We start from the raw sequence: 24913 nt of genomic DNA, 5'->3' as shown, positions 1-24913 counted from the left end.
GATCTGTTACACGCGGGAGTCTAGGGCCTGCCTCACACGGGGTGGGGTTATCCCCCGTTCACAGCACCCCGGCCACCCCATGGCATCAGCGGACGGCACTTGGCAGGCTGTGCCGCATGACCACGAGCCAGGACATCCCCGACAACGACCGGCCTCCGCCCGTCCGCGCCGTCTTCAGCGCCGTGACGTGGAAGGAGATCGCCTATCTGGTGAGCAACTTGCCGCTGGCGATCGTCGGATTTGTTTACGCAGTTGTCATGGTGACGGGCACGGGTGTGCTGTCCGTGACCGCGGTCGGACTTCCGCTGCTCGCATGTGGTCTCTATCTGTCTCGGCAGTTGGGACGGTTGGACCGGGCACGAGCCCGGGCACTGTTGGGCGTGCGGGTCGACGAGCCGACGCCGATTCCCGGCCCGCGGCGGGCCGGCGGGTTCTTCCCCTGGCTGTGGACGAGCATCAAGGACCCGGTCGGCTGGCGGACGGTGCTTTACCAGCTGGTCCGGCTCCCGTGGGGATTGCTCACCTTCACGGTAGCGCTGAGCGGGCTGTTCGTGCTGTGGCCGGTGCTGCCGTACGTGGTGCGGATGCTGGCGAACGCGGACCGCGCGATGGTACGGGGGCTGCTGTCGCCGTCCGACGGGCTGGAGCGGCGGATCGCGGAGCTGGAGTCCGACCGGGGCGTGGTCGTGGACACCGCCGCCGCCGACCTGCGGCGCATCGAGCGGGATCTGCACGACGGGGCGCAGGCCCGGCTGGTGGCCCTCGCGATGGGGCTGGGCCTGGCGAAGGAGAAGCTGCTGGAGGACCCGGAGGGCGCGGCGGCGATGGTCGACGAGGCCCACGGGGAGGTGAAGCTGGCGCTCCAGGAGCTACGGGACCTCGCGCGCGGGATCCATCCGGCGGTGCTGACCGACCGGGGCCTGGACGCGGCGCTCTCGTCGGTGGCGGCGCGGTGCGTGGTGCCGGTGAAGGTGGCGGTGGATCTGCCGGCGCGGCCGGCGGAGGCGATCGAGGGGATCGCGTACTTCGTGGTGTCGGAGCTGCTGCAGAACGTGAGCAAGCACGCGCGGGCGCTGGGCGCGAGCGTGGAGGTGTGGCGGGCGGGGCCGCGGCTGCTGATCCGGGTGACGGACGACGGGCGGGGCGGGGCCGGTGCCTCCGGCGGGAGCGGGCTGGCGGGGCTGGCGGAGCGGCTGGGCGCCGTGGACGGGGTCTTCGTCGTGGACTCTCCGGAGGGGGAGGGGACGGTGGTGACGGCGGAGCTGCCGTGGCGCGACCGCGCGTAGCCGGGCCCTTTGGTTCGTGATCGGGACTCCCGTCCGGGGTGGGCGGGGGTCCCGTCGCGTGTCCGGGCGCGGCGCCGCTTCCCGGGGTGAGCGGGGGTCCCGTCGCGTGTCCGGGCGCGGCGCCGCTTCCCGGGCCTCCGCCCCAGACCCCGCGCCTCAAACGCCGGCGGGGCTGATTGTGGCTGCGGCGCCGTTGCCGGGGGCGCTGCCCCCGGACCCCGCGCCTCAAACGCCGGCGGGGCTGGGGAAGGGTGGGGTTAACCCCCCATCCGACAGGCCGACTCGCCGCATGGTTCCCGTGGGATGGGGGCGACAGGGTGGAGGGGTAACGGGAAGACGGGAAGGGCGGGTCGGGATCATGGGCAACGGGATGGGTACGGGCGGTGGGATCGGGGCGGTGTTGCGGGCTCCCGTCGAGCGGCGGACCTGGCACGAGTTCGGGTATCTGCTGGTCGGGCTGCCGCTGAGCATCCTGTACTTCTCGCTCGCCGTCACCGGCCTGAGCCTCGGCGCCGGGCTGCTCGTCACCTTCCTCGGGGTCCCGGTCCTCGCCGGTGTGCTCGCCGTGTGCCGCGGGTTCGGCCGACTGGAGCGGGGCCGGGTGCGCGCCCTGCTCGGGACCGACATCGCCGGTCCGGCTCCGGTCCGGGCGAAGAAGAGCGGCCCCCTCTCCGCGATGGGGGCGCTGCTCAAGAGCGGGAGCGCCTGGCGGCACGTGCTGTACTCCGTGATCCACTTCCCGTGGGCGGTGTTCAGCTTCTGCGTGGCGCTGGTGTTCTGGGCGTCCGGGTGGGCCTACCTGCTGTATCCGCTCTGGTTCTGGGTCTTCCCGGCCTACACCGACCAGCCCGGGCTCCAGCTCTTCCAGAACGGCGACTACTCCTTCTACCTCGACTCCCCCGCCGAGATCGCCCTCACCTGCCTGGCCGGGCTGGCCTTCACCCTCGCCACCCCCTGGGTGATCCGGGCCCTGACCACCGTCGACCGGGTCGTGGTCGGCGGGCTGCTCGGGCCGTCCCGGCTGGACAGCCGCGTGAGCGAGCTGGAGTCCGACCGGGGCGTGGTCGTGGACACCGCCGCCGCCGACCTGCGGCGCATCGAGCGGGATCTGCACGACGGGGCGCAGGCCCGGCTGGTGGCCCTCGCGATGGATCTGGGGCTGGCCAGGGAGAAGGCCACGGAGGACCCGCGGGCCGCCGCCCGCATGGTGGACGAGGCCCACGGAGAGGTGAAGATCGCCCTCCAGGAGCTGCGCGACCTGGCCCGCGGCATCCACCCGGCGGTGCTGACCGACCGGGGCCTGGACGCGGCGCTGTCGTCGGTGGCCTCGCGGTGCGCCGTTCCGGTACGGGTGACCGTGGATCTCCCGGCCCGGCCCGCGGCGTCGATCGAGGGGATCGCGTACTTCACGGTCTCGGAGCTGCTCCAGAACATCAGCAAGCACGCGCGGGCACGGGTCGCGAGCGTGGAGGTGTGGAAGTCCGGGGAGCGGCTGCTGATCCAGGTCGCCGACGACGGCCGGGGCGGGGCGGGCGCCGGGGCCGGGACGGGGCTGGCGGGGCTGGCCGAGCGGCTGGACGCCGTGGAAGGGGTGCTGGTCGTCGACTCCCCCGTCGGGGTCGGGACCACGGTCACCGCCGAGCTCCCGTGGCGCCCGTAGGCGCTCCTCAAGACCTCCCGGTACCCCTCGACACCCGTCGACACCCCTCGCGTGTTCGAAAAACTCGCCCCGTACGCCCACTCGTTGGTCCGGCCCTGCCTTGATCCAGCCTTGAGGCTGGGATGCTTGGCTGTGCCAGGGAGTGCGGGAACGAGTGGACGCGGGAGCTGCTGAATCGTGAACGACAGGGTGCGGGTGGTCATCGCCGAGGACTCGGTGCTGCTGCGTGAGGGCCTGACCCGGCTGCTGACCGACCGGGGGCATGACGTCGTGGCCGGCGTCGGGGACGCGGAAGCCCTGATCAAGACGGTGGCGGAGCTGGCGGCGGAGGACGCGCTGCCGGATGTGGTGGTGGCCGACGTACGGATGCCGCCGACGCACACCGACGAAGGCGTACGGGCCGCCGTCCGGCTGCGGCGCGACCACCCCGGGATAGGCGTGCTCGTGCTGTCGCAGTACGTGGAGGAGCAGTACGCCACCGAGCTGCTGGCCGGTTCCAGCACCGGGGTGGGGTATCTGCTCAAGGACCGGGTGGCCGAGGTGCGGGAGTTCCTGGACGCGGTGGTGCGGGTGGCCCGGGGCGGTACCGCTCTGGACCCCGAGGTCGTCGCCCAGCTGCTCGGCCGCAGCCGCAAGCAGGACGTGCTGGCGGGCCTGACCCCGCGTGAGCGCGAGGTGCTCGGCCTGATGGCCGAAGGCCGCACCAACTCCGCCGTGGCGAAGCAGCTGGTCGTGAGCGACGGAGCGGTGGAGAAGCACGTCAGCAACATCTTCATGAAGCTGGGCCTGTCGCCGAGTGATGGGGATCACCGGCGTGTACTGGCCGTTCTCACCTACCTGAAATCTTGATCGACTGACACTCTGTCAGATATGGCATACCGGTCGGGCCGTCTCGATGGGCGGTCCAACGGTCCAGAATGTGGCCGCCCCCGGAGCGCCGACCGTCGTAGGGTTGGTTCTGGGGGTGCCCACGCCTCGAAGGAGGTCCAGTTCAGTGACCAGCCAGGTCAGTAGCCCGGCCGAGCAGGCCGACGGGGCCGGGGGTGCGGTTGTCGGTGGACAGCGCACCCCGGCGGGTCCGGGCGGCAAGGAAGTCCGCCGCCTCGATCGTGTGATCATCAGATTCGCGGGTGACTCCGGTGACGGTATGCAGCTCACCGGTGACCGGTTCACCTCGGAGACGGCGTCGTTCGGCAACGATCTGTCCACGCTCCCGAACTTCCCCGCCGAGATCCGCGCCCCTGCCGGAACCCTGCCCGGCGTGTCGTCCTTCCAGCTGCATTTCGCGGACCACGACATCCTCACGCCCGGTGACGCCCCGAACGTGCTGGTCGCGATGAACCCCGCCGCCCTGAAGGCGAACATCGGCGACGTGCCGCGCGGCGCGGAGATCATCATCAATACCGATGAGTTCACCAAGCGCCCCATGGCCAAGGTCGGCTACCAGACCTCTCCCCTGGAGGACGGCTCCCTCGCCGCCTACAGCCTCCACCCCGTCCCGCTGACCACCCTCACCGTCGAGGCGCTGAAGGATTTCGGGCTGTCCCGCAAGGAGGCCGAGCGCAGCAAGAACATGTTCGCGCTGGGCCTGCTGAGCTGGATGTACCACCGGCCGACGGAGGGTACGGAGAACTTCCTGCGGCAGAAGTTCGCGAAGAAGCCGCAGATCGCGGAGGCGAACGTGGCCGCCTTCCGGGCGGGCTGGAACTTCGGGGAGACGACGGAGGACTTCGCGGTCTCCTACGAGGTCGCCCCGGCGAGCCAGGCGTTCCCGACCGGCACCTACCGCAACATCTCCGGGAACCTGGCCCTGTCGTACGGGCTGATCGCCGCCGCCCAGCAGGCCGATCTGCCGCTCTACCTGGGCTCGTACCCGATCACCCCGGCCTCGGACATCCTGCACGAGCTGTCGAAGCACAAGAACTTCGGCGTGCGGACCTTCCAGGCCGAGGACGAGATCGCCGGCATCGGCGCCGCCCTCGGAGCCGCCTTCGGCGGGGCCCTGGGCGTGACCACCACCTCCGGCCCCGGTGTGGCGCTGAAGTCCGAGACGATCGGCCTGGCCGTCTCCCTGGAGCTGCCGCTGCTGATCGTGGACATCCAGCGCGGCGGGCCCTCCACCGGGCTGCCCACCAAGACCGAGCAGGCCGACCTGCTCCAGGCGATGTACGGGCGCAACGGCGAGGCCCCCGTCCCCATCGTCGCGCCGCGCACCCCCGCGGACTGCTTCGACGCGGCCCTCGACGCGGCCCGGATCGCGCTCACCTACCGGACCCCGGTCTTCCTGCTCTCCGACGGCTACCTCGCCAACGGATCCGAGCCCTGGAGGATCCCCGACGTCGCCGACCTGCCCGACCTCAAGGTCAAGTTCGCCACCGGACCCAACCACGCCCTCACCGACGGCACCGAGGTGTTCTGGCCCTACAAGCGCGACCCGGAGACCCTGGCCCGCCCGTGGGCGGTCCCCGGCACCCCCGGCCTCGAACACCGCATCGGCGGGATCGAGAAGCAGGACGGCACCGGCAACATCTCCTACGACCCCGCCAACCACGACCTCATGGTCCGCACCCGCCAGGCCAAGATCGACGGAATCCAGGTCCCCGACCTCGACGTCGACGACCCGGACGGCGCGCGCACCCTGGTCATCGGCTGGGGCTCCACGTACGGCCCCATCACCGCCGCGGTACGCCGTCTGCGCGCGGCCGGCCACCCCATCGCGCAGGCTCATCTGCGCCACGTGAACCCCTTCCCGGGGAATCTCGGAGAGGTCCTGAAGCGTTACGAAAAGGTAGTGGTGCCGGAGATGAACCTCGGGCAGCTCGCCACCCTGGTCCGGGCGAAATACCTGGTCGACGCGCAGTCGTACAACCAGGTCAACGGAATGCCGTTCAAGGCGGAGCAGCTCGCGAAGGTTCTCGAGGAGGCCATCAATGACTGAGGTGACCGACGCCCCCACCCTGCTGTCGCTGGTGCCGAAGGCCGAGGCCGTGCAGTCGGCGAAGGACTTCAAGTCGGACCAGGAGGTCCGCTGGTGCCCCGGCTGCGGCGACTACGCCGTCCTCGCCGCCGTCCAGGGCTTCATGCCCGAGCTCGGCCTGGCGAAGGAGAACATCGTCTTCGTCTCGGGCATCGGCTGTTCCTCCCGCTTCCCGTACTACATGAACACCTACGGGATGCACTCGATCCACGGCCGTGCCCCGGCCATTGCCACCGGCCTGGCCACCTCCCGCCGCGACCTCTCCGTCTGGGTCGTCACGGGTGACGGCGACGCGCTCTCCATCGGCGGAAACCACCTCATCCACGCCCTGCGGCGGAACGTCAACCTCAAGATCCTGCTGTTCAACAACCGGATCTACGGTCTGACCAAGGGGCAGTACTCCCCCACCTCCGAGGTCGGCAAGATCACCAAGTCGACCCCGATGGGTTCCCTGGACGCGCCCTTCAACCCGGTGTCCCTGGCCATCGGCGCGGAGGCCTCGTTCGTGGCGCGGACGGTGGACTCCGACCGCAAGCACCTCACCGAGGTGCTGCGCGCGGCCGCCGACCACCAGGGCACGGCGCTGGTGGAGATCTACCAGAACTGCAACATCTTCAACGACGGGGCCTTCGAGGTCCTGAAGGACAAGGACCAGGCGCAGGAGGCCGTGATCCGGCTGGAGCACGGGCAGCCGATCCGCTTCGGCACCGACGGGCACAAGGGCGTCGTCCGGGACCCCGCCACCGGCGACCTCCAGGTCGTCGCGGTCACCCCGGAGAACGAGTCGCGGATCCTGGTCCACGATGCGCACGGCACCAGCCCGACGGCGGCGTTCGCGCTCTCCCGCCTCGCCGACCCCGACACCCTCCACCACACGCCCATCGGTGTCTTCCGCGACGCCGAGCGGCCCGTCTACGACACGCTCATGTCCGAGCAGCTCGACACGGCCATCGACCGCAACGGCAAGGGCGACCTCGCGACCCTGCTGAGCGGCAACGACACCTGGACGGTCGTCGGCTGACCTGCGCGACGCCACGCCGCCCTCCCGCCCGGAGCGAAGCCCGGATCTCCCAGGAGATCCGGGCTTCGGCATGTCCGCGCAGTCTCCTCCCCGCAAGGCGGAACACTTTCTAAAAGTTAGCGCTTACCATAGGGTGGCGTTATCGCAGAGCGTCACCGCGCCACGCGCCACCGAATGGGGAGCAATCATGAGCATCGTCGTCACCGGAGCCACCGGAGCCCTCGGCCGTCTCGTCATCGAGGAGCTGCTGTCCCGAGTGGACGCCGACCGCGTCGCCGTCGTGGTCCGCGACGAGAAGAAGGCCGCCGACCTGGCCGAGCACGGGGTCGACGTACGCGTGGCCGACTACGACGACCCGGCCGCCCTGGCCGCCGCCTTCCGGGCAGGCGACCGGGTCCTGCTGATCTCCGGCAACGAGATCGGCCGCCGCGTCGCGCAGCACACCGCCGTTCTGGAGGCCGCGCGGGCCGCGGGCGTGGCGCAGCTCGCCTACACCGGCGTCCTGGGCGGCCCCGAGGCCGACTTCGAGCTGGCCGCCGAGCACCGGGCCACCGAGCAGGCCGTCCTCGACTCCGGGATCCCGTACACCTTCCTGCGCAACGGCTGGTACCACGAGAACTACACCCGCGACCTGGCCACCCACCTGGAGCACGGCGCGGTCGTGGCCAGCGCGGGCGAGGGCCGCGTCGCCTCGGCGGCGCGGGCCGACTACGCGGCCGCCGCGGCCGTGGTGCTCACCGGCGAGGGCCACCTGAACCGGGTCTACGAGCTCTCGGGCGACACCGCGTGGAGCCTGGCGGAGTACACCGCCGAGCTGTCGGCGCAGACCGGCAAGGAGATCGCGTACGCCGACGTGCCGGCGGCCGAGCACCTGTCGGTCCTGACCGGCGCCGGGGTCCCCGAGGGCTTCGCCGCGATCATCGTCGACGTGGACGCGGCGATCGCGCGCGGCCGACTGGCGGGGACCAGCGGGGACCTGGCACGCCTGATCGGGCGCCCGACGACCCCGGTATCCGAGGCCATCGCGGCCGCGCTGGCCTGACCCCGCCACGCAAGCCCCCGCGAGTGTCATGAGTATCTCCCGGAAACGGGCATGACATCCGCCCCCTGCGGGCGATACCGTCGTCAGGTTGGCTTGAAGTCGTACAGGAGGCCCCGTGAAGGCGGAGAACGAGCAGCGCACGGGTTTGCTCTACGGATTCGGCGCATACGGGATGTGGGGGCTGGTCCCCCTCTTCTGGCCGCTCCTCAAGCCTTCCGGGGCCGTCGAGATCCTCGCCCACCGCATGGTGTGGTCCCTGGCCGTGGTCGGGGTGGCCCTGCTCGCGCTGCGCCGCTGGGGCTGGGTACGGGAGCTGCTCCGCCAGCCCCGCAAGCTCGGCCTGACCACGCTGGCCGCCTCGGTGATCAGCGTGAACTGGGGCCTGTACATCTGGGCCGTCAACAACGGCCAGGTCGTCGAGGCGAGCCTCGGCTACTTCATCAACCCCCTGGTCAGCATCGCGATCGGCGTGCTGGTGCTGGGTGAGCGGCTGCGCCGCGCCCAGTGGGCGGCGGTCGGCATCAGCTTCGTCGCCGTGCTGGTGCTCGCCATCGGCTACGGGCGGCCGCCGTGGATCTCGCTGATCCTGGCCTTCTCCTTCGCGACGTACGGGCTGATCAAGAAGAAGCTCAACATGGGCGGCCTGGAGTCGCTGACCGCCGAGACGGCCGTGCTGTTCCTGCCCGCCCTCGGCTACCTGCTGTGGCTGGGCGCGCAGGGCCAGTCCAGCTTCGCCTCGCACGGCGTCGGCCACTCGCTCCTGCTGGCCGCGACCGGGCTGGTCACCGCGATCCCGCTGGTGTTCTTCGGCGCCGCGGCGATCCGGGTCCCGCTGTCCACCCTCGGACTCCTCCAGTACATGGCCCCGGTCTTCCAGTTCGGGCTCGGCGTCCTCTACTTCCACGAGGCGATGCCGCCCGAGCGCTGGGCCGGATTCTCCCTGGTGTGGGCCGCGCTGGCCGTCCTGACCTGGGACGCGCTGCGTACGTCGCGGCGCTCCCGGGCGGCGCTCGCGATGGCGCCCGCCGCCGCCGTGGCACCGGCGCGCGAGCCCGCGTAGGACTCCGCAACAGCGCGCACGCGCGCCCCACGATCCCCGGTACGGAACCCCCGTACCGGGGATCGTCCGTTTTCCGAACTCCCCTGACCGAATTGTGGTCTTGACGGACAGTCATACTCTCGCTGAACATCAGGCTCGCACAGACGCACTATCGCTCACCTGCTCTATACCGCCCGTTCCGTCAAATCCCCGCGGAATCCCCGGAGCCCCCACATGAGCCTGTCCGTCTCCCGGCGCCTTGCCGCCGTGACCGCTTTCGCGGTCGCCGGCCTGTTCGCCGCCACCACTCCCGCCGCGCTCGCCGCCCCCACGGCGGTCGCCGCGGCCCCGACACCGCCCGACATCCCGCTGGCCAACGTCAAGGCCCACCTGTCGCAGCTCTCCACCATCGCCGCCAACAACGGCGGAAACCGCGCGCACGGCAGGACCGGCTACAAGGCCTCGATCGACTACGTGAAGGCCAAGCTCGACGCCGCGGGCTTCACCACCACCCTGCAGACCTTCACCTCCAGCGGCGCCACGGGCTACAACCTGATCGCCGACTGGCCGGGCGGCGACCCGAACTCGGTCCTGATGTCCGGCTCGCACCTGGACTCGGTGTCCGCGGGCGCCGGCATCAACGACAACGGCTCCGGTTCCGCGGCCGTCCTGGAGACCGCGCTCGCCGTCTCCCGTGCGGGCCTGCAGCCGACGAAGCACCTGCGTTTCGGCTGGTGGGGCGCGGAGGAGCTGGGCCTGGTCGGCTCGAAGTACTACGTCAACAACCTGCCGGCCGCCGAGAAGGCGAAGATCTCCGGCTACCTGAACTTCGACATGATCGGCTCGCCGAACCCGGGCTACTTCGTCTACGACGACGACCCGACCATCGAGCAGACCTTCAAGAACTACTACGCCGGCCTCGGCGTCCCGACCGAGATCGAGACCGAGGGCGACGGCCGCTCCGACCACGCCCCCTTCAAGAACGCGGGCATCCCGGTCGGCGGCCTGTTCTCCGGCGCCGACTACACCAAGACGGCGGCCCAGGCGCAGAAGTGGGGCGGCACCTCCGGTCAGGCCTTCGACCGCTGCTACCACTCCTCGTGCGACTCCCTGGCGAACATCAACGACACCGCCCTGGACCGCAACTCCGACGCCGTCGCCTACGCGGTCTGGAACCTCGGGGCGGCCACCCCGGTCCCGCCGGGCCCGTCCTTCGAGAACACGGCGGACGTGTCCGTCCCTGACTCCCCCGCCGCCGCGGTGACCTCGCCGATCACGGTCTCCGGCGTCACGGGCAACGCGCCCGCCACCACCAAGGTCGACGTGAACATCGTCCACACCTACCGCGGTGACCTGGTGATCGACCTGCTCGCGCCCGACGGCACGGCGTACCGGCTGAAGAACTCCTCCAGCTCGGACTCGGCCGACAACGTCATCGCGTCGTACACGGTCAACGCGTCCAGCGAGGTCGCCAACGGGGTCTGGAAGCTCCAGGTCAAGGACGTGGCCGGGCAGGACGTCGGCTACATCAACAGCTGGAAGATCACTTTCTGAGTGTCGCGTCGGGCTGCGGGTCCTGGATACGGGCCCGCAGCTCTTCGGCGACCGCCGAGATGTCCGCGCGGCCCAGCTTCGCCGCCTCGACCAGATCTCCGAGCTCCTCCGGCGAGGGCAGCTGCTTGGCCCCGGCCACGCGCAGGTACGAGCGGGTCGCGGCGGCCGCGTAGAACTCGTTCATCGGCGATTCCAGCGCCGGGCACACGGCGAGGGTGTGCAGAAACGCGGCGGCCCGCCACGCGGTGTCCGGGGCGGGCTGTTCGGGCACCAGTACGAGGTCGTTCTGGTGCCGGGCGACCGCGGCGGCCACCCCGGAGGGGTCCCAGACGGCGGGATCGGACGGGAGATGGTGGGCCAGAGCGGTCCAGGCCCACTCCATGGTGATCTTCAATTGCCGAACCGCTCCTGGAAGTAGCCCCAGTGGTCGGCGAACTCCTCTATGCCGGAGAGGAAGTTCTTCCGGTCGTCGTCGAGTTCGCGTTCCGTGACCTCGGTGATCAGCGCGGTGACCGTCGTCCCCAGCGCCGCCGCGCGCGCCTTCAGGCGTTCATGGAACTCTTCGTCCAGGCGGATGGTGACGTGTCTCGACATGCACACCACCGTACAGCGGGGCTGCTGTACGCAGGAGGGGAACGGCGGAAGGGTGGCCCGGGACACAGGTCCCGGGCCACCCTTCCGCCGTCGGCTGCTGCTTCGCGGCTGCCTCGTGGCTACTTGGCGGCGTTCGCCGTCTTCACCAGCTGGTCCTTGGTGACCGCGCCGACGTAGACCTTGCCGTCGTCCGTGATCAGGGCGTTGACCACGCGGGTGGAGAAGATCCGGCCCTCGCCGAACGTGCCGGTGACCTTGTCCCCGAGGGAGTCCATGAACTGCTTGGCCTCCTTGGGCGCGTTCTTGTCCTTCGCGGACTTCTCCAGGTCCGTGAGGCCCTTGCCCGCCCCGGTGTCGATCTGCGCGACGGTGGCCCAGCCCTCGCCGAGCACCTTCACATCACCCTTGCCGTTCGCACCGCCGGTCAGGGCGTCCAGGCCCGGGAAGGACTCCAGGGCCTTCCAGTGCTTGTCTTCCGGGGCCTTGCCCTTGCCCGCCTCGTCCGAGCCCTCGGTCACCTTGGCACCCTTGGGCGCGGTGAAGGCGAAGGTGTCGGCGGACGGCTTGGCGAAGTCCACCTTGGTGAAGCCGGCGTCCACGATCGGCTTGCCGCCCTGGGAGGAGAGCAGCTGCACGCGCAGCGGCACGCCGTTCTTGGCGTCGACCGCTATCTGGATCGCGCCGACCGTGGATCCGCCCTGCTTGGGCTTGAGCACCAGCTGGTAGGCGTCCCGCCCGGCCACCTGCGCCGTGTCGCCGACGCCGATGTCCGTGGTCGGGCCGGCGGCCTTCAGGACGTCCTGGGCCAGCTGCTGGGGCGAGGCCGCGAGCCGGTCGCCCGCCTTCCCGTGGTCGGCGGCGTCGCCCGCGTTCTTCTCGTGGAAGACCTCGTTCGACTTGGAGTCGTAGCCCCACACGTCGTTGCCGTTGTGGATGAGGCTGTACTCGTCCTTGCCGTCCAGGAAGGTCAGCTTCTGGCGGTCCGGGCCGTCGGCCGCGACGCGGAAGGTGTGCGTCCCGTTCGCCAGCTGCGCGACCTTGTCCTCCGGAGCGGCGGAGCCTCCCGCGATGCCGCCGCCGCCGAGCAGACCGCTCGCGATCTTCGGCAGGCCCAGGTCGGTGGTGATCCGGGCGGTGCCGGACAGCTCCTGTACGTCCGACGCGGCGATCTTCTCGATGAGCTGCTGCGCCGTCACCTTCGGCAGGTCGGGTCCGCCGGCGTTGGCGAAGGCCGGGACCATCGCGACGGTCGCCGCGGCCACACCCGCCACCGCGACCGGTACGGCGTACCGGGCGACCTTGCGAGAAGTCTTCGTGTTCGCTGCCATTTTGAGTGCCCTGCCCTCTGTGTCGACGGCGGCGACCCCCGTGTCGCCGCGCTCACCCGATCTGGTGGGGTTGATGACTCCATCTGACCAAATCGGCGCCGCGCGGGCGTCAGCCCCCGGACGCAACTGTGCGTACGCCCGTGGGATGACACGGAAAGGCCCTTCCTCCTCCGACCCGTAGGGGTCGGCCGGACGGAAGGGCCCGTTCCGCGGTTGCTATCCCGCCCGGTGCACCACCGCGTCGCACAGTTCCTCCAGCGCCGACTTCGCGGAGCACTCCGGCAGCGGCGCCAGCGTGGCCCGCGCGTCCTCGGCGTAGCGGATGGTGTCGCGGCGGGCCTGCTCCAGCGCGGGGTGCGCGCGGAGCCGGGTGAGCACCTCGGCGTGGCGGGCGTCGTCCGTCAGGTCCCCGTCCAGGAGCGCCACGAGCTCCAGGTCGTCCGCGGCGCCGCTCCGGGCGGCCATCTCGCGCAGCCGCAGTACGGGCAGGGTCGGGATGCCCTCGCGCAGGTCGGTGCCCGGGGTCTTGCCGGACTCGTGCGCGTCGGAGGCGATGTCCAGGACGTCGTCGGCGAGCTGGAAGGCGGTGCCGAGCCGCTCGCCGTACTGGGTCAGGATGTCGACGACGGACTCGTCGGCGCCGGACATCAGCGCGCCGAAGCGGCCGGAGACGGCGATCAGCGAGCCGGTTTTGCCGGCGATGACGTCGAGGTAGTGGGCGACGGGGTCGCGGCCGTCGCGCGGGCCGGCCGTCTCCAGGATCTGGCCCGTCACCAGCCGCTCGAAGGCCTCGGCCTGGATGCGGACGGCCTCCGGCCCGAGGTCGGCCAGGATGTGCGAGGCGCGGGCGAACAGGAAGTCACCCGTCAGGACGGCCACGGAGTTGCCCCAGCGGGCGTTGGCGCTCTCCACCCCGCGGCGTACGTCCGCCTCGTCCATGACGTCGTCGTGGTAGAGGGTCGCCAGGTGGGTGAGCTCCACCACGACGGCGGAGGGCACGATTCCGGGCGCGTACGGATCGCCGAAACGGGAGGCGAGCATCACCAGCAGCGGACGGAAGCGCTTGCCTCCGGCCCGCACCAGATGCTGTGCGGCCTCGGTGATGAAGGGGACTTCGCTCTTGGTGGCCTCCAGCAGACCCGCCTCGACGGCGGCCAGTCCGGCCTGGACATCGGTCTCAAGAGCCTGGTCCCGCACGCTCAGTCCGAACGGCCCGACGACGGTCACGAGGGGTACTCCTGTCTGCTGACGATCACGTTGACGATCACCTGGATTGTCGATGTGTCGCTGCCATCACTCAAGCCAGCGTATCGGGTCTGTTTTCGATCACCGAGAGCGCCTGTCCGGTCGCCACCCGCGCACCGCCCGAAGCGCACCGGTATGTTCGTGAGGAGCCGAATCAACCGGAGCATACGTTTTGTCCAGAACTGTGACCGATATAGAGGAACCCGCGGAACCCATACTTCGCGGACACGGGGCCGACGGCGACCGGGGGATGGACCCGGGCACCGCGGCCTCCGTCTCGGCGGCGTACGGGACCATGGTCTACCCCGTCTCCGTCGCGGGCGGATGGCTCGCCGACCGCACCCTCGGTTCGTACCGGGCCGTGGGGCTTCTCCGCCGCCGCCGTCGGGATGACCTCCGGCCTGGTCCGGTACGTCCTGGGCCGCCGCCATCCGGCCGGGCGCAAACACTCGGCCGAGTACGCCCCCGGGCCCGCCGCTATGCGCTCGGCCGTGCGGAGGACCGTCGGCGGCTCGCGCCGGCGCCCTGGCTGCGGCGCGCCACGCACCCGGTTCACTAAGGTGGTTCGCGCATGATCATCCGTACCGACTTCCCGTACGAGACCACCCGCGAGGATGTCCGGATCCCGATGCCCGACGGCGTCGAGCTGTACGCCCGCGTCTGGCGCCCGGTCACGGAGGAGCCCGTACCGGCGCTGCTGGAGTACCTGCCGTACCGGCTCACCGACTGGACCGCGCCGCGCGACTGGCAGCGCCACCCCTGGTACGCGGGGCACGGCTACGCCTCGGTGCGCGTGGACGTACGCGGCCACGGGTGCAGCGGCGGCCGCCCCGGCGACGAGTACGACGCCCGCGAGCTCGCCGACGGGGTCGCGGTGGTGGAGTGGCTGGCGGGGCAGCCGTGGTGCACGGGGGCGGTGGGGATGTTCGGCATCTCCTGGGGCGGCTTCAACGGCCTGCAGATCGCGGCGCTCGCGCCCGAGGCCCTCAAAGCGGTCGTCACCGTCTGCTCGACCGACGACCGCTACGACAACGACGTGCACTACGCGGGCGGCTCGGTGCTGGCCGTGGACATGCACGCGTGGGCGGCCGCCATGCTGGCCTTCGCCTCCCGCCCGCCGGACCCGGAGTTCGTGGGCGACGGCTGGCGGGAGCAGTGGCTGGACCGCCTGGAGGGCGTCGAACCGCTCATCCACACCTGGCTCTCGCACCAGACCCGCGACGGCTACTGGCGCCACGGCAGCGTCTGCGAGGACTACTCGGCGATCGGCGCGGCGGTCCTCGCCGTCGGCGGCTGGCACGACCCCTACCGGGACACGGTCCTGCGCCTGGTCTCCGCCCTGCCCTCGTCCCGGGTCCGGGGCCTGATCGGCCCGTGGTCCCACCAGTACCCGGACCGCGGGCTGCCGCCCGGCCCGGCGATCGGCTTCCTCCAGGAGACCCTGCGCTGGTGGGACCACTGGCTGAAGGGCGAGGACAACGACGTGATGGACGAGCCGCTGCTCCGCGCCTGGATCAGCGACTCCCACCCGCCGGCGACGGTGTACGACGAACTCCCGGGCCGCTGGGTCGGGGAGAAGTCCTGGCCCTCGGCGTCGGTCATCCCGGTCGCGTACGGATTCCAGGGCGCGCCGGTGGCCGTCGCCTCCCCTCAGCACACCGGGATGGACGCGGGCCGGTTCTTCCCGTTCGGCAACGACGCCGACCTGCCGCCGGACCAGCGGGAGGAGGACGCGAAGTCGGCCTGCTTCGAGTTCCCGGTGGCGGCCGGGGAGCCGGTGGAGATCCTGGGACGGCCCTCGGTGACCCTGCGGCTGCGCCTGGACGTGCCGTACGGACAGGTCGTGGCCCGGCTGTGCGACGTGGCGCCGGACGGCTCCTCGACGCTGATCACGCGGGGCGTGCTGAACCTCTCCGCCCGCCGGGGCCGGGAGCGGGCCGTGCCGTGGCCTGTGGGCGCGTACGAGGACGTCACCTTCGAGCTGAACGGCATCGGCCATGCCTTCCCGCCGGGACACCGCATCCGCCTCGCGGTGTCCTCGGCGTACTGGCCGTGGATCTGGCCGCGGGCCGGCTCCGAGGCGGGCTGGACCCTGGACCCGGCGGGCAGCGCGCTGACCCTCCCGGTGCGGGCCGCGTCGCCCGGCGGGGAGGGGATCGTCTTCGAGGCGCCGGAGCAGGCGGAGCCGCTGGGGGTCGTGTACCCGGCCACGCTGGACGAGCCGCGGCCGGAGCGGCTGGTCGTACGGGACGTCGCGCGCGGGACCTGGCGGCTGGAGGTGGACCCGCGGTACGGGGGGACCCGGGTGTACCCGGACGGCCTGGCGTTCAACGAGGACGCGCTGGAGGTGTACGAGATCCAGGACGCGGACCCGCTGTCCGCCCGGACGCGGTCGGACTGGCGGATCCGGCTCCATCGGCCGGAACGGGGCTGGGACGCGCGGGTGGAGACCCGGTCGGAGATCCGTTGCGACGAGGGCGGGTTCCTGACGTCGAACGAGGTGGTGTGCCGGGAGGGGGACGAGGTGGTCTTCCACCGGACGTGGGAACGCCGGCTTCCGCGTGCCGCTGGTTGACCGCCCTGGCGGCCGGCCCCGGGGCTCCGCCCCGGACCCCGCGCCTCAAACTCCGGCGGGGCCGGTTTGGCCGATGCGGCCTGCCAGCCCGGGGCTGGATTGCCCGCAGGGCAATTTCAGCCCCGCCTGGGGGCCCCTCCCAGCGGTAGCTGGGGGAGTTTGAGGCGCGGGTCCGGGCAGAGCCCGGTTTCTGGGGGCACCTCCCAGCGGTAGCTGGGGGAGAAGGGGCGGGGTGGGGAATGCCCCGCGCAGCGGCAACCCGTCCGCTACGCGAACAACCGCTCAAGCACCACCGCGATGCCGTCGTCCTCGTTGGACAGCGTGATCTCGTCCGCGACGGCGACCAGCTCGCGGTGGGCGTTGGCCATGGCCACCCCGTGGGCGGACCACGCGAACATCGGGACATCGTTCGGCATGTCCCCAAAGGCGATCGTCGCCGACGCCGGCAGCCCCAGGACCTCCGCCGCCCGCGCGAGCCCACTGGCCTTGTCGATGCCCGGCGGCTGGAGTTCCACCGTGTGCTCCCCCGCCATGGTGACGTTCACCAGGTCGCCGACCACCGACCGCGCCACCCGCGTCAGCTCGTCGTCGTCCAGCAGGGGATGCTGGAGCAGCACCTTGTTGATCGGGGCCGGCCAGAGGTCGCAGCGCCGCGGCACCCGTACCGTCGGCAGGTGCGGGTGCCACATCCGGTAGCCCGGCCCTATCAGCATCTCCGCGTCCACCCCCTCCTGGTTGACCGCCGCGTAGACCTCGCCGATCTCCGCCTCGATCTTGCCGAGGGCCACCTCGGCCAGCCCCCGGTCCATGCAGACGGAGTGCAGCAGGCGCCCGCGCGCCGCGTCGTACACCTGCGCGCCCTGCCCGCACACCGCGAGCCCCGTGTAGCCGAGGCCGTCCAGGACGTGCCGTACCTGCGGAACCGGGCGGCCGGTGACGATGATGTGCTGGGCGCCCGCCGCGCGGGCCGTCGCGAGCGCCGCGCACGAACGGGCGGAGACGGCGTCCCCGGCACGCAGCAGAGTCCCGTCCAGGTCGGTGGCGATCAAGGCATAGGGGAGGGCGGAAGTCACGGCGCCAAGGATACGGACCCCGTTGGACAAGTCCTACAAATAGTGCCCGAATCCGGCCTCCCGCACGCCCCACCAGCCACGTAACGTGTCAACAAGCCCCCGGGACACCCCCGGACCGCGTCGAAAGCGAGGCAGCACCCCATGCCCCAGCAGAGCCCCCTCGAGGTACCCGAGGGCGACCCGTTCGGGCCGCACAACCTCCCGTACGGCGTCTTCTCGACCGCCGGGGAGAGCCGGCGCCGGATCGGCGTGCGGATCGGCGGACACGTGCTCGACGCGGGGGCGGCCGCGGCCGCGCTCGGTTCCCCGTACGCCGGGCTGCTCGGGCAGTCCTCCCTCAACCCGCTGCTGGCCGCCGGTCGTACCGCCTGGCGCGATGTGCGCCGCGCGCTGACCGCCTGGGTCACCGACCCCGGCCACCGGCCCACGGTGGAGCCGCACCTGCTGCCGCTGGACGAGGTCGAGCTGCACCTGCCGTACGAGGTCGCCGACTACGTCGACTTCTACGCGAGCGAGCACCACGCCACCAACGTCGGGCGGATCTTCCGCCCGGACGGGGACGCACTGACCCCCAACTGGAAGCACCTGCCCATCGGTTACCACGGCCGGTCGGGGACGATCGTCGTATCGGGCACGGATGTCGTACGGCCCTCCGGGCAGCGCAAGGCGCCCACCGACCCGGCGCCCGTCTTCGGCCCGTCCGTCAAGCTCGACATCGAGGCCGAGGTCGGCTTCGTCGTCGGCACCCCGTCCGAGCTGGGGCGCCCGGTGGGGCTGGGCGAGTTCGAGGACCACGTCTTCGGGCTCTTCCTCCTCAACGACTGGTCGGCGCGCGACATCCAGGCCTGGGAGTACGTGCCGCTCGGCCCCTTCCTCGGCAAGTCCTTCGCCACCTCCGTGTCCGCGTGGGTGACCCCGCTGGAGGCCCTGGACGCGGCCCGTGTCGCCCCGCCCGCCCGGGACTTCCCGCTCCTGCCCTACCTGGACGACTCGGCCGCCGAGCGTCCCGGCGGCTTCGACCTGCGCATCACCGTGTCCATCAACGGACAGGAGGTGGCGCAGCCGCCGTTCGCGTCGATGTACTGGACCGCCGCCCAGCAGCTCGCGCACATGACCGTCAACGGCGCCTCCCTGCGGACGGGCGACGTCTACGGCTCCGGGACCGTCAGCGGCCCCGAGACGGGCCAGCGCGGCTCGCTGCTGGAGCTGACGTGGAACGGCCGCGACGCGATCGAACTCGCCGACGGCAAGCGCACCTTCCTGGAGGACGGGGACACCGTCACCCTCACCGCCTGGGCCCCCGGCACGGACGGTACGCGCGTGGGCCTCGGCGAGGTCACCGGCCGCATCGTGGGATCCCGCCAGGAGTAGCCCAGGCGGCGGGACGGCGCGCGATCAGGCGCTCGCCGCCGGCCCCGGCCCCGGACCATGACGGCGGTGGCGCCCAGTCCCGGCCACGGCCTCCCGCCCAGGCGGTGACACCGGAGCCCGGGGCCGAGCCCGCGCCGGAGCCCGCGCCGAGGGCCGAGCCCGCGCCCGACGGCGGTCGCGTCGAGTCCCGGCCACGGATCCCGGCCCGGACGGGAGCCCCGGCATCACAGCCCGAGTCGGAGCCGGAAGTGGGAGTGCTGAGTCCCGGCTACGGCCTCCGGCCCAGGCAGTGGCACCGGAGCCCGAACCTGACGGTCGTGGCGGGGAGACCCGGCCGCGGCTTCCGGCCCAGACGGCCGCCCCGGCACCGGAACCCGAGCCCGCGCGCGACGGTGGTGGGGCCGAGTCGCGGCCACGGATCCCGGCCCGGACGGAAGTCCCGGTGCCCGAGCCCGAGCCCGAGGCTGAGCCCGACGGGGGCGGACACGGATCGCGGGCCTGACCGGGGAGGTGCACGTGGCGCTTCGGCCGTTGCTGGGGGACCCGGATCCGCTGGTGCGGGGGGCCGCCCTGGCGGCCCTCGCCACGGCCGGCTGCCCGGACCCGTACGCCGCGACCGCCGTGGCGGCCCTGGCCGATCCGGCCTGGCAGGTCCGGGCGGGGGCGGCGGCCGGGCTGTCGGCCGCCGCCCCCGGGGCGGCCGTACCCGCCCTGGCCGAGGCCCTGGCCGACGACAACGCCGACGTCCGCAAGGCCGCCCTCCTCGCGCTGCTGGCCCACCGGGACACCCCGGCGGCCCGGGCCGCCCTCGCCACGGCGGTCGCCGACCCGGACGCGGACGTCCGCGCCTACGCCGCCCGGGCGGCCTGACCCGGCCGTCCGGCCTGCCGCCTGGCCGGACGGCGGCGGGCGGGCGATGCTCCTGGGGCTTCGACCAGACGATCCAGGAGTCCCCGTATGGCCTCTCGCACCGGCATGCTCGCCCTGGCCCTCACCGCCGCGGCGGCTCTCGCCACCCCGGCGGGACCCGCCGCGGCCAGTCCCGGCCCGGACTCGGCCGCATCCGCGTGGACCGGCCTCACCCGGGCCGCCCTGGCGAGCTCCCGGTACATCCGGGAGCAGACCGCGATCGAGGCCGGCTACGTCCCCGACACCTACTGCGTGGCCGACCCGGCGGGCGGCGGGGCCCTCGGCTACCCGCACTTCAACCACGCCTACGACAACTCGCTCGACCCCGAGAAGCCCACCGCCCTGCTGTACGAGGACGACGCGTCGGGCCGCCGCAGGCTGGTCGCCCTCGAATGGGTCGTCATGGACCGGGACGGGAAGCTCGAGACGGACGACGACCGCCCGAGCCTGTTCGGACAGCCGTTCAAGGGGCCGATCCCGGGCCGCTTCAAGGGCCAGAAGGTCCACTACGCCCTGCACGTGTGGCTCTGGAAGCCCAACCCCGCCGGGATGTACGCGACGTTCAACCCCGAGGTGCGCTGCCGCCCCGGCACCACCAAGCCCTGACCCCCCGTTCGGAGGCGCGCCGCGTGCACCGGCCCGAGGGCGCCGGGAAGGTGGACGAAAGCCCCCGAACGGCAGGAGTCCCGATGTCCGCCCGCACTCGCAAGGCTGCCCTGACCTGCGCGGTCGCCGCGTCGCTCGGCCTGGCCGCCATGGCCCCGGCCCACAGCGTCGAAGGACCCGCACCCGACCCGCGCAACCACAAGGCGATGGCGGACATGGCGACGGCGATCAAGGTGACGGCCAGGTACGTGGACGAGCGGCAGGCGCTCAAGGACGGGTACGTCCCGCACGGCACGTGCATGAACAACCCGTTCGGGGTCGGTGCCATGGGCGTGCACTACGTGAAGGACGCCTACTGGGGTTCGACGGACCCCCGCAAGCCGACTGCCCTCCTCTACAGCGCCGAGACGGACAAGCACGGCCGGCACAGGCTGCAGGCCGTGGAGTGGATGTCCACCGACGGCGACCAGGACCTGAAGACCGCCGACGACCGGCCGAGCATGTTCGGGCTGCCCTTCGACGGACCCATGCCCGGCCACTGGGCGGGCATGCCCAAGCACTACGACCTCCACATGTGGGCGTACCAGAACAACCCGGCCGGCCGCTTCCACAACTGGAACCCCGCCCTCAAGTGCTCCGGGCATATGACTCACTCGTAAGGGCGGCTTCTCGCGAGAACTCCGGCGATACGCTGAACGCACTCGCGAGACTGCGGCTCATGGGAGCACTGATGAACCCGGAAGACAGCTGGCCGATCCCGCCCCCGGGCGGCTGGACTGCCGACGACCTGGACACGCTTCCGAATCTGCCTCCGCACACGGAGCTGATCGACGGGAGCCTGATCTTCGCGAGTCCGCAGACCCTCTTCCATTCACGAGCGGTCAGCTTCTTCGAGTGGCAGCTACAGTCGCTGGTCCCGGAAGGCCTTGAGGTCCTCCGGGAGTTCACCATCGACATCGACCGGCGCAACCGCCCCGAACCCGACGTCATCGTGTGCCGTGAGGACGTCATCGGTGACCTGGCCCAGACCCGCCTTCCAGCTGAGACCGTCCTGCTGGCGGTCGAAGTCGTGTCTCCCGAATCCATCGACCGCGACCGCGAGACCAAACCGGTGAAATACGCCCGGGCCGGAATTCCGCACTACTGGCGCGTCGAGAACAAGGAAGGCCGAGCGGTCGTCTACGTCTTCGAGCGCGAGCCGGTGAGCGGTGGCTACGTCGCATCCGGGATCTTCCACGACCGTCTCAAGGTCTCCGTCCCGTTCCCCATCGACCTGGACCTGACCGCGATCACAGCGAAGCGGCGGCGGCCCGAATAGCGCACACGGCGAAGGGCCCGGCTCCCCCAGGGAGCCGGGCCCTTCGCCGGGCCGGACCGGTCAGCGGACGAACGTGCTCGCCTGGCCCGCCAGGTCCAGGAAGTACTGCGGGGCCACACCCAGGACCAGGGTGACCGCGACGCCCACCGCGATGGTCGTCATCGTCAGGGGCGACGGGACGGCCACCGTCGGGCCGTCGGCCTTCGGCTCGCTGAAGAACATCAGGACGATCACCCGGATGTAGAAGAAGGCGGCGATCGCGGACGAGATGACACCGACCACGACCAGCGCCCCCGCGCCGCCGTCCGCCGCCGCCTTGAACACGGCGAACTTGCCCGTGAAGCCCGAGGTCAGCGGAATGCCGGCGAAGGCCAGCAGGAACACCGCGAAGACGGCCGCGGTCAGCGGCGAACGGCGGCCCAGGCCCGCCCACTTGGACAGGTGGGTCGCCTCGCCGCCCGCGTCGCGCACCAGCGTGACCACCGCGAAGGCGCCGATCGTCACGAAGGAGTACGCGCCCAGGTAGAAGAGGACGGACTGGACGCCCTCCGCCGAGGTCGCGATGACACCGGCCAGGATGAAGCCCGCGTGCGCGATCGAGGAGTACGCCAGCAGCCGCTTGACGTCCGTCTGGGTCACGGCGATCACCGCGCCCGCCAGCATCGTGACGATCGCGACGCCCCACATCACCGGGCGCCAGTCCCACCGCAGGCCGGGCAGGACCACGTAGAGGAGACGGAGGAGGGCGCCGAACGCGGCCACCTTCGTCGCCGCCGCCATGAAGCCGGTGACCGGGGTCGGGGCGCCCTGGTAGACGTCCGGGGTCCACATGTGGAAGGGGACCGCGCCGACCTTGAAGAGCAGGCCCGTCAGGATCAGCGCCCCGCCGATCAGCAGCAGCGCGTCGTTGCCCATGGTGGAGGCCAGCGCCGGGTCGATCTTCGAGACCGTGCCGTCGACCACGTCGGCGATCACCGCGTACGAGACCGAGCCCGCGTACCCGTAGAGCAGCGCGATGCCGAAGAGGAGGAAGGCGGAGGAGAAGGCTCCCAGCAGGAAGTACTTCACCGCGGCCTCCTGCGACATCAGCCGCTGGCGGCGGGCGACGGCGCAGAGCAGGTACAGCGGGAGGGAGAAGACCTCCAGCGCGATGAACAGCGTCAGCAGGTCGTCGGCCGCCGGGAAGATCAGCATCCCGGCGATCGCGAACAGGGCCAGCGGGAAGACCTCGGTGGTGGTGAAGCCCGCCTTGACGGCGGCCTTCTCGCTCTCGCTGCCCGGTACGGACGCCGCCTGCGCGGCGAAGGAGTCCACCCGGTTGCCGTGCGCGGCCGGGTCGAGCCGCCGCTCGGCGAAGGTGAAGATCGCGACGACCGAGGCCAGCAGGATGGTGCCCTGCAGGAACAGCGCCGGGCCGTCCACGGCGATCGCGCCCATCGCCGCGATGTGCGCCTTGGTGCTCCCGTACCCGCCGGCCGCAAGGCCGACGACCGCCGCGAAGGCCGAGGCCAGCGCGGCGACGGCGAGGAACACCTGCACGTAGTAGCGGGACTTGCGCGGCACGAAGGCCTCGACGAGGATCCCGAGGACCGCCGCGCCCACCACGATCAGCGTGGGCGCGAGCTGCGCGTACTCGATGACCGGTGCCGGGATCCGGTCGACCGGAACCGGGGCCGCCATCGTCCACAGGCTGTGGGCAGCTGTCACTGTGCTCACTTCGCCGCCTCCCCATTCTTCGCCGGCACGGCCTCGACAGCCACTTCGGGCTTCGGGTCGGTCAGCTTCACATCCGACATGGTGTACTCCACCGCCGGGTTGACGATGTCCGTCAGCACCTTCGGGTAGACGCCCAGCCCGATCAGCAGCACGATCAGCGGGGCGACCACCAGCACCTCCCGCAGGCGCAGGTCCGGCATCGCACGGACCTCCTCCTTCACGGGGCCGGTCATCGTGCGCTGGTAGAGCACCAGCGTGTAGAGCGCGGCCAGCACGATGCCGATGGTGGCGATGACGCCGACGACCGGGTACCGGGCGAACGTGCCGACCAGGACCAGGAATTCACTGACGAAGGGCGCGAGCCCCGGCAGCGAGAGGGTGGCGAGGCCGCCGATCAGGAAGGTGCCGGCGAGGACCGGGGCAACCTTCTGGACGCCGCCGTAGTCGGCGATGAGCCGCGAGCCGCGCCGCGAGATCAGGAAGCCGGCCACCAGCATCAGCGCCGCCGTCGAGATCCCGTGGTTGACCATGTAGAGCGTCGCACCGGACTGGCCCTGGGAGGTCATCGCGAAGATGCCCAGGATGATGAAGCCGAAGTGCGAGATGGACGCGTAGGCGACCAGCCGCTTGATGTCGCGCTGCCCGACCGCGACCAGCGCGCCGTAGACGATGCTGATCAGGGCCAGGACGAGGATCACCGGCGTGGCCCACTTGCTCGCGTCCGGGAAGAGCCCGAGGCAGAAGCGGAGCATCGCGAAGGTGCCGACCTTGTCGACGACCGCGGTGATCAGTACGGCGACCGGGGCGGTGGACTCGCCCATCGCGTTCGGCAGCCAGGTGTGCAACGGCCACAGCGGGGCCTTCACCGCGAAGGCGAAGAAGAAGCCGAGGAACAGCAGCCGCTCGGTGTTGGTCGCCATGTCGAGCGTGCCCGCGGCGCGGGCGGCGGCGATCTCCTGGAGCGAGAAGTTTCCGGCGACCACATACAGCCCGATGACGGCGGCCAGCATGATCAGGCCGCCGACCAGGTTGTAGAGGAGGAACTTGACCGCCGCGTACGAACGCTGCGCGGCCGCGTTCTCGTCGGATCCGGAGTGGGCCCGGTCCCCGAAGCCGCCGATGAGGAAGTACATCGGGATGAGCATGGCTTCGAAGAAGATGTAGAAGAGGAAGACGTCGGTGGCCTCGAAGGAGATGATCACCATCGCCTCGACCAGCAGGATCAGGGCGAAGAAGCCCTGCGTCGGCCGCCAGCGGGACGAGGAGGTCTCCAGGGGGTCGGCGTCGTGCCAGCCGGCCGCGATCACGAAGGGGATCAGGAGCGCGGTGAGCGCGATCAGCGCCACCGCGATCCCGTCGACTCCCAGCTCGTAGCGGACGCCGAAGTCGGCGATCCAGGAGCGGGATTCGGTGAGCTGGTAGCGGTCGCCGCCGGGCTCGAAACGGATCGCGACGAGCACGGCCAGGGCCAGGGTCGCCAGCGAGAAGAGCAGGGCGAGCCACTTGGCGGCGGTCCTGCGGGCGGCCGGGACGGCCGCCGTCAGGATCGCACCGACCGCGGGGACCGCGGCCGTCACCGTCAGAAGCGGGAAACTCATC

The 24913-nt window shown here is 71.5% G+C and carries 20 protein-coding genes and 2 pseudogenes; 15 read left to right on the top strand and 7 right to left on the bottom strand.

Annotation, left to right across the window (positions count from 1 at the left end; all coding sequences use genetic code 11):
* The first annotated feature begins 116 nt into the window (after positions 1 to 116).
* The 8 genes from ACGFYQ_RS23205 (at position 117) to ACGFYQ_RS23170 (ending at position 10579) form a co-directional block, all read left to right on the top strand.
* Complete coding sequence (locus tag ACGFYQ_RS23205) at positions 117 to 1286, top strand: sensor histidine kinase (protein ID WP_393746811.1); 1170 nt, start codon at positions 117 to 119, stop codon at positions 1284 to 1286.
* A gap of 358 nt (positions 1287 to 1644) precedes the next feature.
* Entirely contained in the window at positions 1645 to 2946 is a 1302-nt protein-coding gene (locus ACGFYQ_RS23200; protein ID WP_393746809.1) for a sensor histidine kinase, read from the top strand.
* Between the two features lie 189 nt (positions 2947 to 3135).
* Positions 3136 to 3795, top strand: coding sequence for a response regulator transcription factor (locus ACGFYQ_RS23195; protein ID WP_030026962.1), 660 nt, complete (start codon positions 3136 to 3138; stop codon positions 3793 to 3795).
* Positions 3796 to 3940: 145 nt separating this feature from the next.
* Entirely contained in the window at positions 3941 to 5884 is a 1944-nt protein-coding gene (locus tag ACGFYQ_RS23190) for a 2-oxoacid:acceptor oxidoreductase subunit alpha (protein ID WP_393746807.1), read from the top strand.
* Positions 5877 to 6944, top strand: a complete 1068-nt coding sequence (locus ACGFYQ_RS23185) for a 2-oxoacid:ferredoxin oxidoreductase subunit beta (protein WP_393746805.1) — start codon at positions 5877 to 5879, stop codon at positions 6942 to 6944. The genes ACGFYQ_RS23190 and ACGFYQ_RS23185 overlap by 8 nt, the downstream gene beginning before the upstream one ends.
* A 187-nt stretch (positions 6945 to 7131) precedes the next feature.
* A complete protein-coding gene (locus ACGFYQ_RS23180) occupies positions 7132 to 7986 on the top strand; it encodes an SDR family oxidoreductase (protein WP_393746803.1) in 855 nt (284 codons plus the stop codon).
* Positions 7987 to 8101: 115 nt separating this feature from the next.
* A complete protein-coding gene (gene rarD / locus ACGFYQ_RS23175; protein WP_393746801.1) occupies positions 8102 to 9046 on the top strand; it encodes an EamA family transporter RarD in 945 nt (314 codons plus the stop codon).
* Positions 9047 to 9259: 213 nt separating this feature from the next.
* The gene (locus tag ACGFYQ_RS23170) at positions 9260 to 10579 is read left to right on the top strand and encodes a M28 family metallopeptidase (protein WP_393746799.1); all 1320 of its coding nucleotides are present in this window, start codon (positions 9260 to 9262) and stop codon (positions 10577 to 10579) included.
* Here the strand turns inward: ACGFYQ_RS23170 and ACGFYQ_RS23165 are convergent.
* The 4 genes from ACGFYQ_RS23165 to ACGFYQ_RS23150 all read right to left on the bottom strand — a co-directional run bounded on the left by ACGFYQ_RS23165 (position 10569) and on the right by ACGFYQ_RS23150 (position 13728).
* On the bottom strand, positions 10569 to 10973 hold the full coding sequence (locus tag ACGFYQ_RS23165; RefSeq protein WP_393746797.1) for a hypothetical protein: 405 nt from the start codon (positions 10971 to 10973) through the stop codon (positions 10569 to 10571). The genes ACGFYQ_RS23170 and ACGFYQ_RS23165 overlap by 11 nt on opposite strands.
* A complete protein-coding gene (locus ACGFYQ_RS23160; protein WP_251055898.1) occupies positions 10970 to 11173 on the bottom strand; it encodes a ribbon-helix-helix domain-containing protein in 204 nt (67 codons plus the stop codon). The genes ACGFYQ_RS23165 and ACGFYQ_RS23160 overlap by 4 nt, the downstream gene beginning before the upstream one ends.
* 119 nt (positions 11174 to 11292) lie before the next feature.
* Entirely contained in the window at positions 11293 to 12501 is a 1209-nt protein-coding gene (locus ACGFYQ_RS23155) for an outer membrane lipoprotein carrier protein LolA (RefSeq protein WP_393746794.1), read from the bottom strand.
* Positions 12502 to 12717: 216 nt separating this feature from the next.
* Positions 12718 to 13728 carry a polyprenyl synthetase family protein gene (locus ACGFYQ_RS23150; protein ID WP_393746792.1) on the bottom strand — a complete coding sequence of 337 codons (1011 nt, stop codon included), beginning with the start codon at positions 13726 to 13728 and terminating at the stop codon, positions 12718 to 12720.
* A gap of 233 nt (positions 13729 to 13961) precedes the next feature.
* Between ACGFYQ_RS23150 and ACGFYQ_RS23145 the strand changes: the two are divergent.
* Positions 13962 to 14261, top strand: a pseudogene (locus tag ACGFYQ_RS23145) (hypothetical protein); the annotation flags it as partial.
* Between the two features lie 56 nt (positions 14262 to 14317).
* Positions 14318 to 16321 carry a CocE/NonD family hydrolase gene (locus tag ACGFYQ_RS23140; RefSeq protein ID WP_393746790.1) on the top strand — a complete coding sequence of 668 codons (2004 nt, stop codon included), beginning with the start codon at positions 14318 to 14320 and terminating at the stop codon, positions 16319 to 16321.
* Positions 16322 to 16587: 266 nt separating this feature from the next.
* Here ACGFYQ_RS23140 and ACGFYQ_RS23135 read toward each other — a convergent pair whose 3' ends face one another.
* Complete coding sequence (locus ACGFYQ_RS23135) at positions 16588 to 17394, bottom strand: Cof-type HAD-IIB family hydrolase (RefSeq protein WP_393746788.1); 807 nt, start codon at positions 17392 to 17394, stop codon at positions 16588 to 16590.
* Positions 17395 to 17535: 141 nt separating this feature from the next.
* On the opposite strand from ACGFYQ_RS23135, the gene fahA reads away from it, so the two are divergent.
* The 5 genes and pseudogenes from fahA (at position 17536) to ACGFYQ_RS23110 (ending at position 21598) form a co-directional block, all read left to right on the top strand.
* Positions 17536 to 18765: a fumarylacetoacetase gene (gene fahA, locus ACGFYQ_RS23130; RefSeq protein WP_393746787.1), complete on the top strand. Its 1230-nt coding sequence runs from the start codon at positions 17536 to 17538 to the stop codon at positions 18763 to 18765.
* A 522-nt stretch (positions 18766 to 19287) separates the two neighbouring features.
* Positions 19288 to 19635 (top strand): annotated as a pseudogene (locus ACGFYQ_RS23125) (HEAT repeat domain-containing protein); the annotation flags it as partial.
* Between the two features lie 87 nt (positions 19636 to 19722).
* Complete coding sequence (locus ACGFYQ_RS23120) at positions 19723 to 20280, top strand: hypothetical protein (RefSeq protein WP_393746785.1); 558 nt, start codon at positions 19723 to 19725, stop codon at positions 20278 to 20280.
* An 83-nt stretch (positions 20281 to 20363) separates the two neighbouring features.
* A complete protein-coding gene (locus ACGFYQ_RS23115; protein WP_393746783.1) occupies positions 20364 to 20939 on the top strand; it encodes a hypothetical protein in 576 nt (191 codons plus the stop codon).
* A gap of 59 nt (positions 20940 to 20998) precedes the next feature.
* Positions 20999 to 21598, top strand: coding sequence for a Uma2 family endonuclease (locus tag ACGFYQ_RS23110; protein WP_393746781.1), 600 nt, complete (start codon positions 20999 to 21001; stop codon positions 21596 to 21598).
* 60 nt (positions 21599 to 21658) lie between these two features.
* On the opposite strand, the gene nuoN is transcribed toward ACGFYQ_RS23110, so the two are convergent.
* Both nuoN and ACGFYQ_RS23100 read right to left on the bottom strand, forming a co-directional pair.
* Positions 21659 to 23278: an NADH-quinone oxidoreductase subunit NuoN gene (gene nuoN / locus ACGFYQ_RS23105; protein WP_393747129.1), complete on the bottom strand. Its 1620-nt coding sequence runs from the start codon at positions 23276 to 23278 to the stop codon at positions 21659 to 21661.
* Positions 23279 to 23310: 32 nt separating this feature from the next.
* Positions 23311 to 24912 (bottom strand): NADH-quinone oxidoreductase subunit M, encoded by a 1602-nt coding sequence (locus ACGFYQ_RS23100; protein WP_393746779.1) that lies wholly within the window; start codon positions 24910 to 24912, stop codon positions 23311 to 23313.
* Position 24913: the final 1 nt, after the last annotated feature.

The organism is Streptomyces sp. NPDC048258, from assembly GCF_043201995.1.
Taxonomy (GTDB): Bacteria; Actinomycetota; Actinomycetes; order Streptomycetales; family Streptomycetaceae; genus Streptomyces.
The sequence above is the reverse complement of the archived record's forward strand: the minus strand, read 5'-3'. Positions and strand labels throughout refer to the sequence as shown.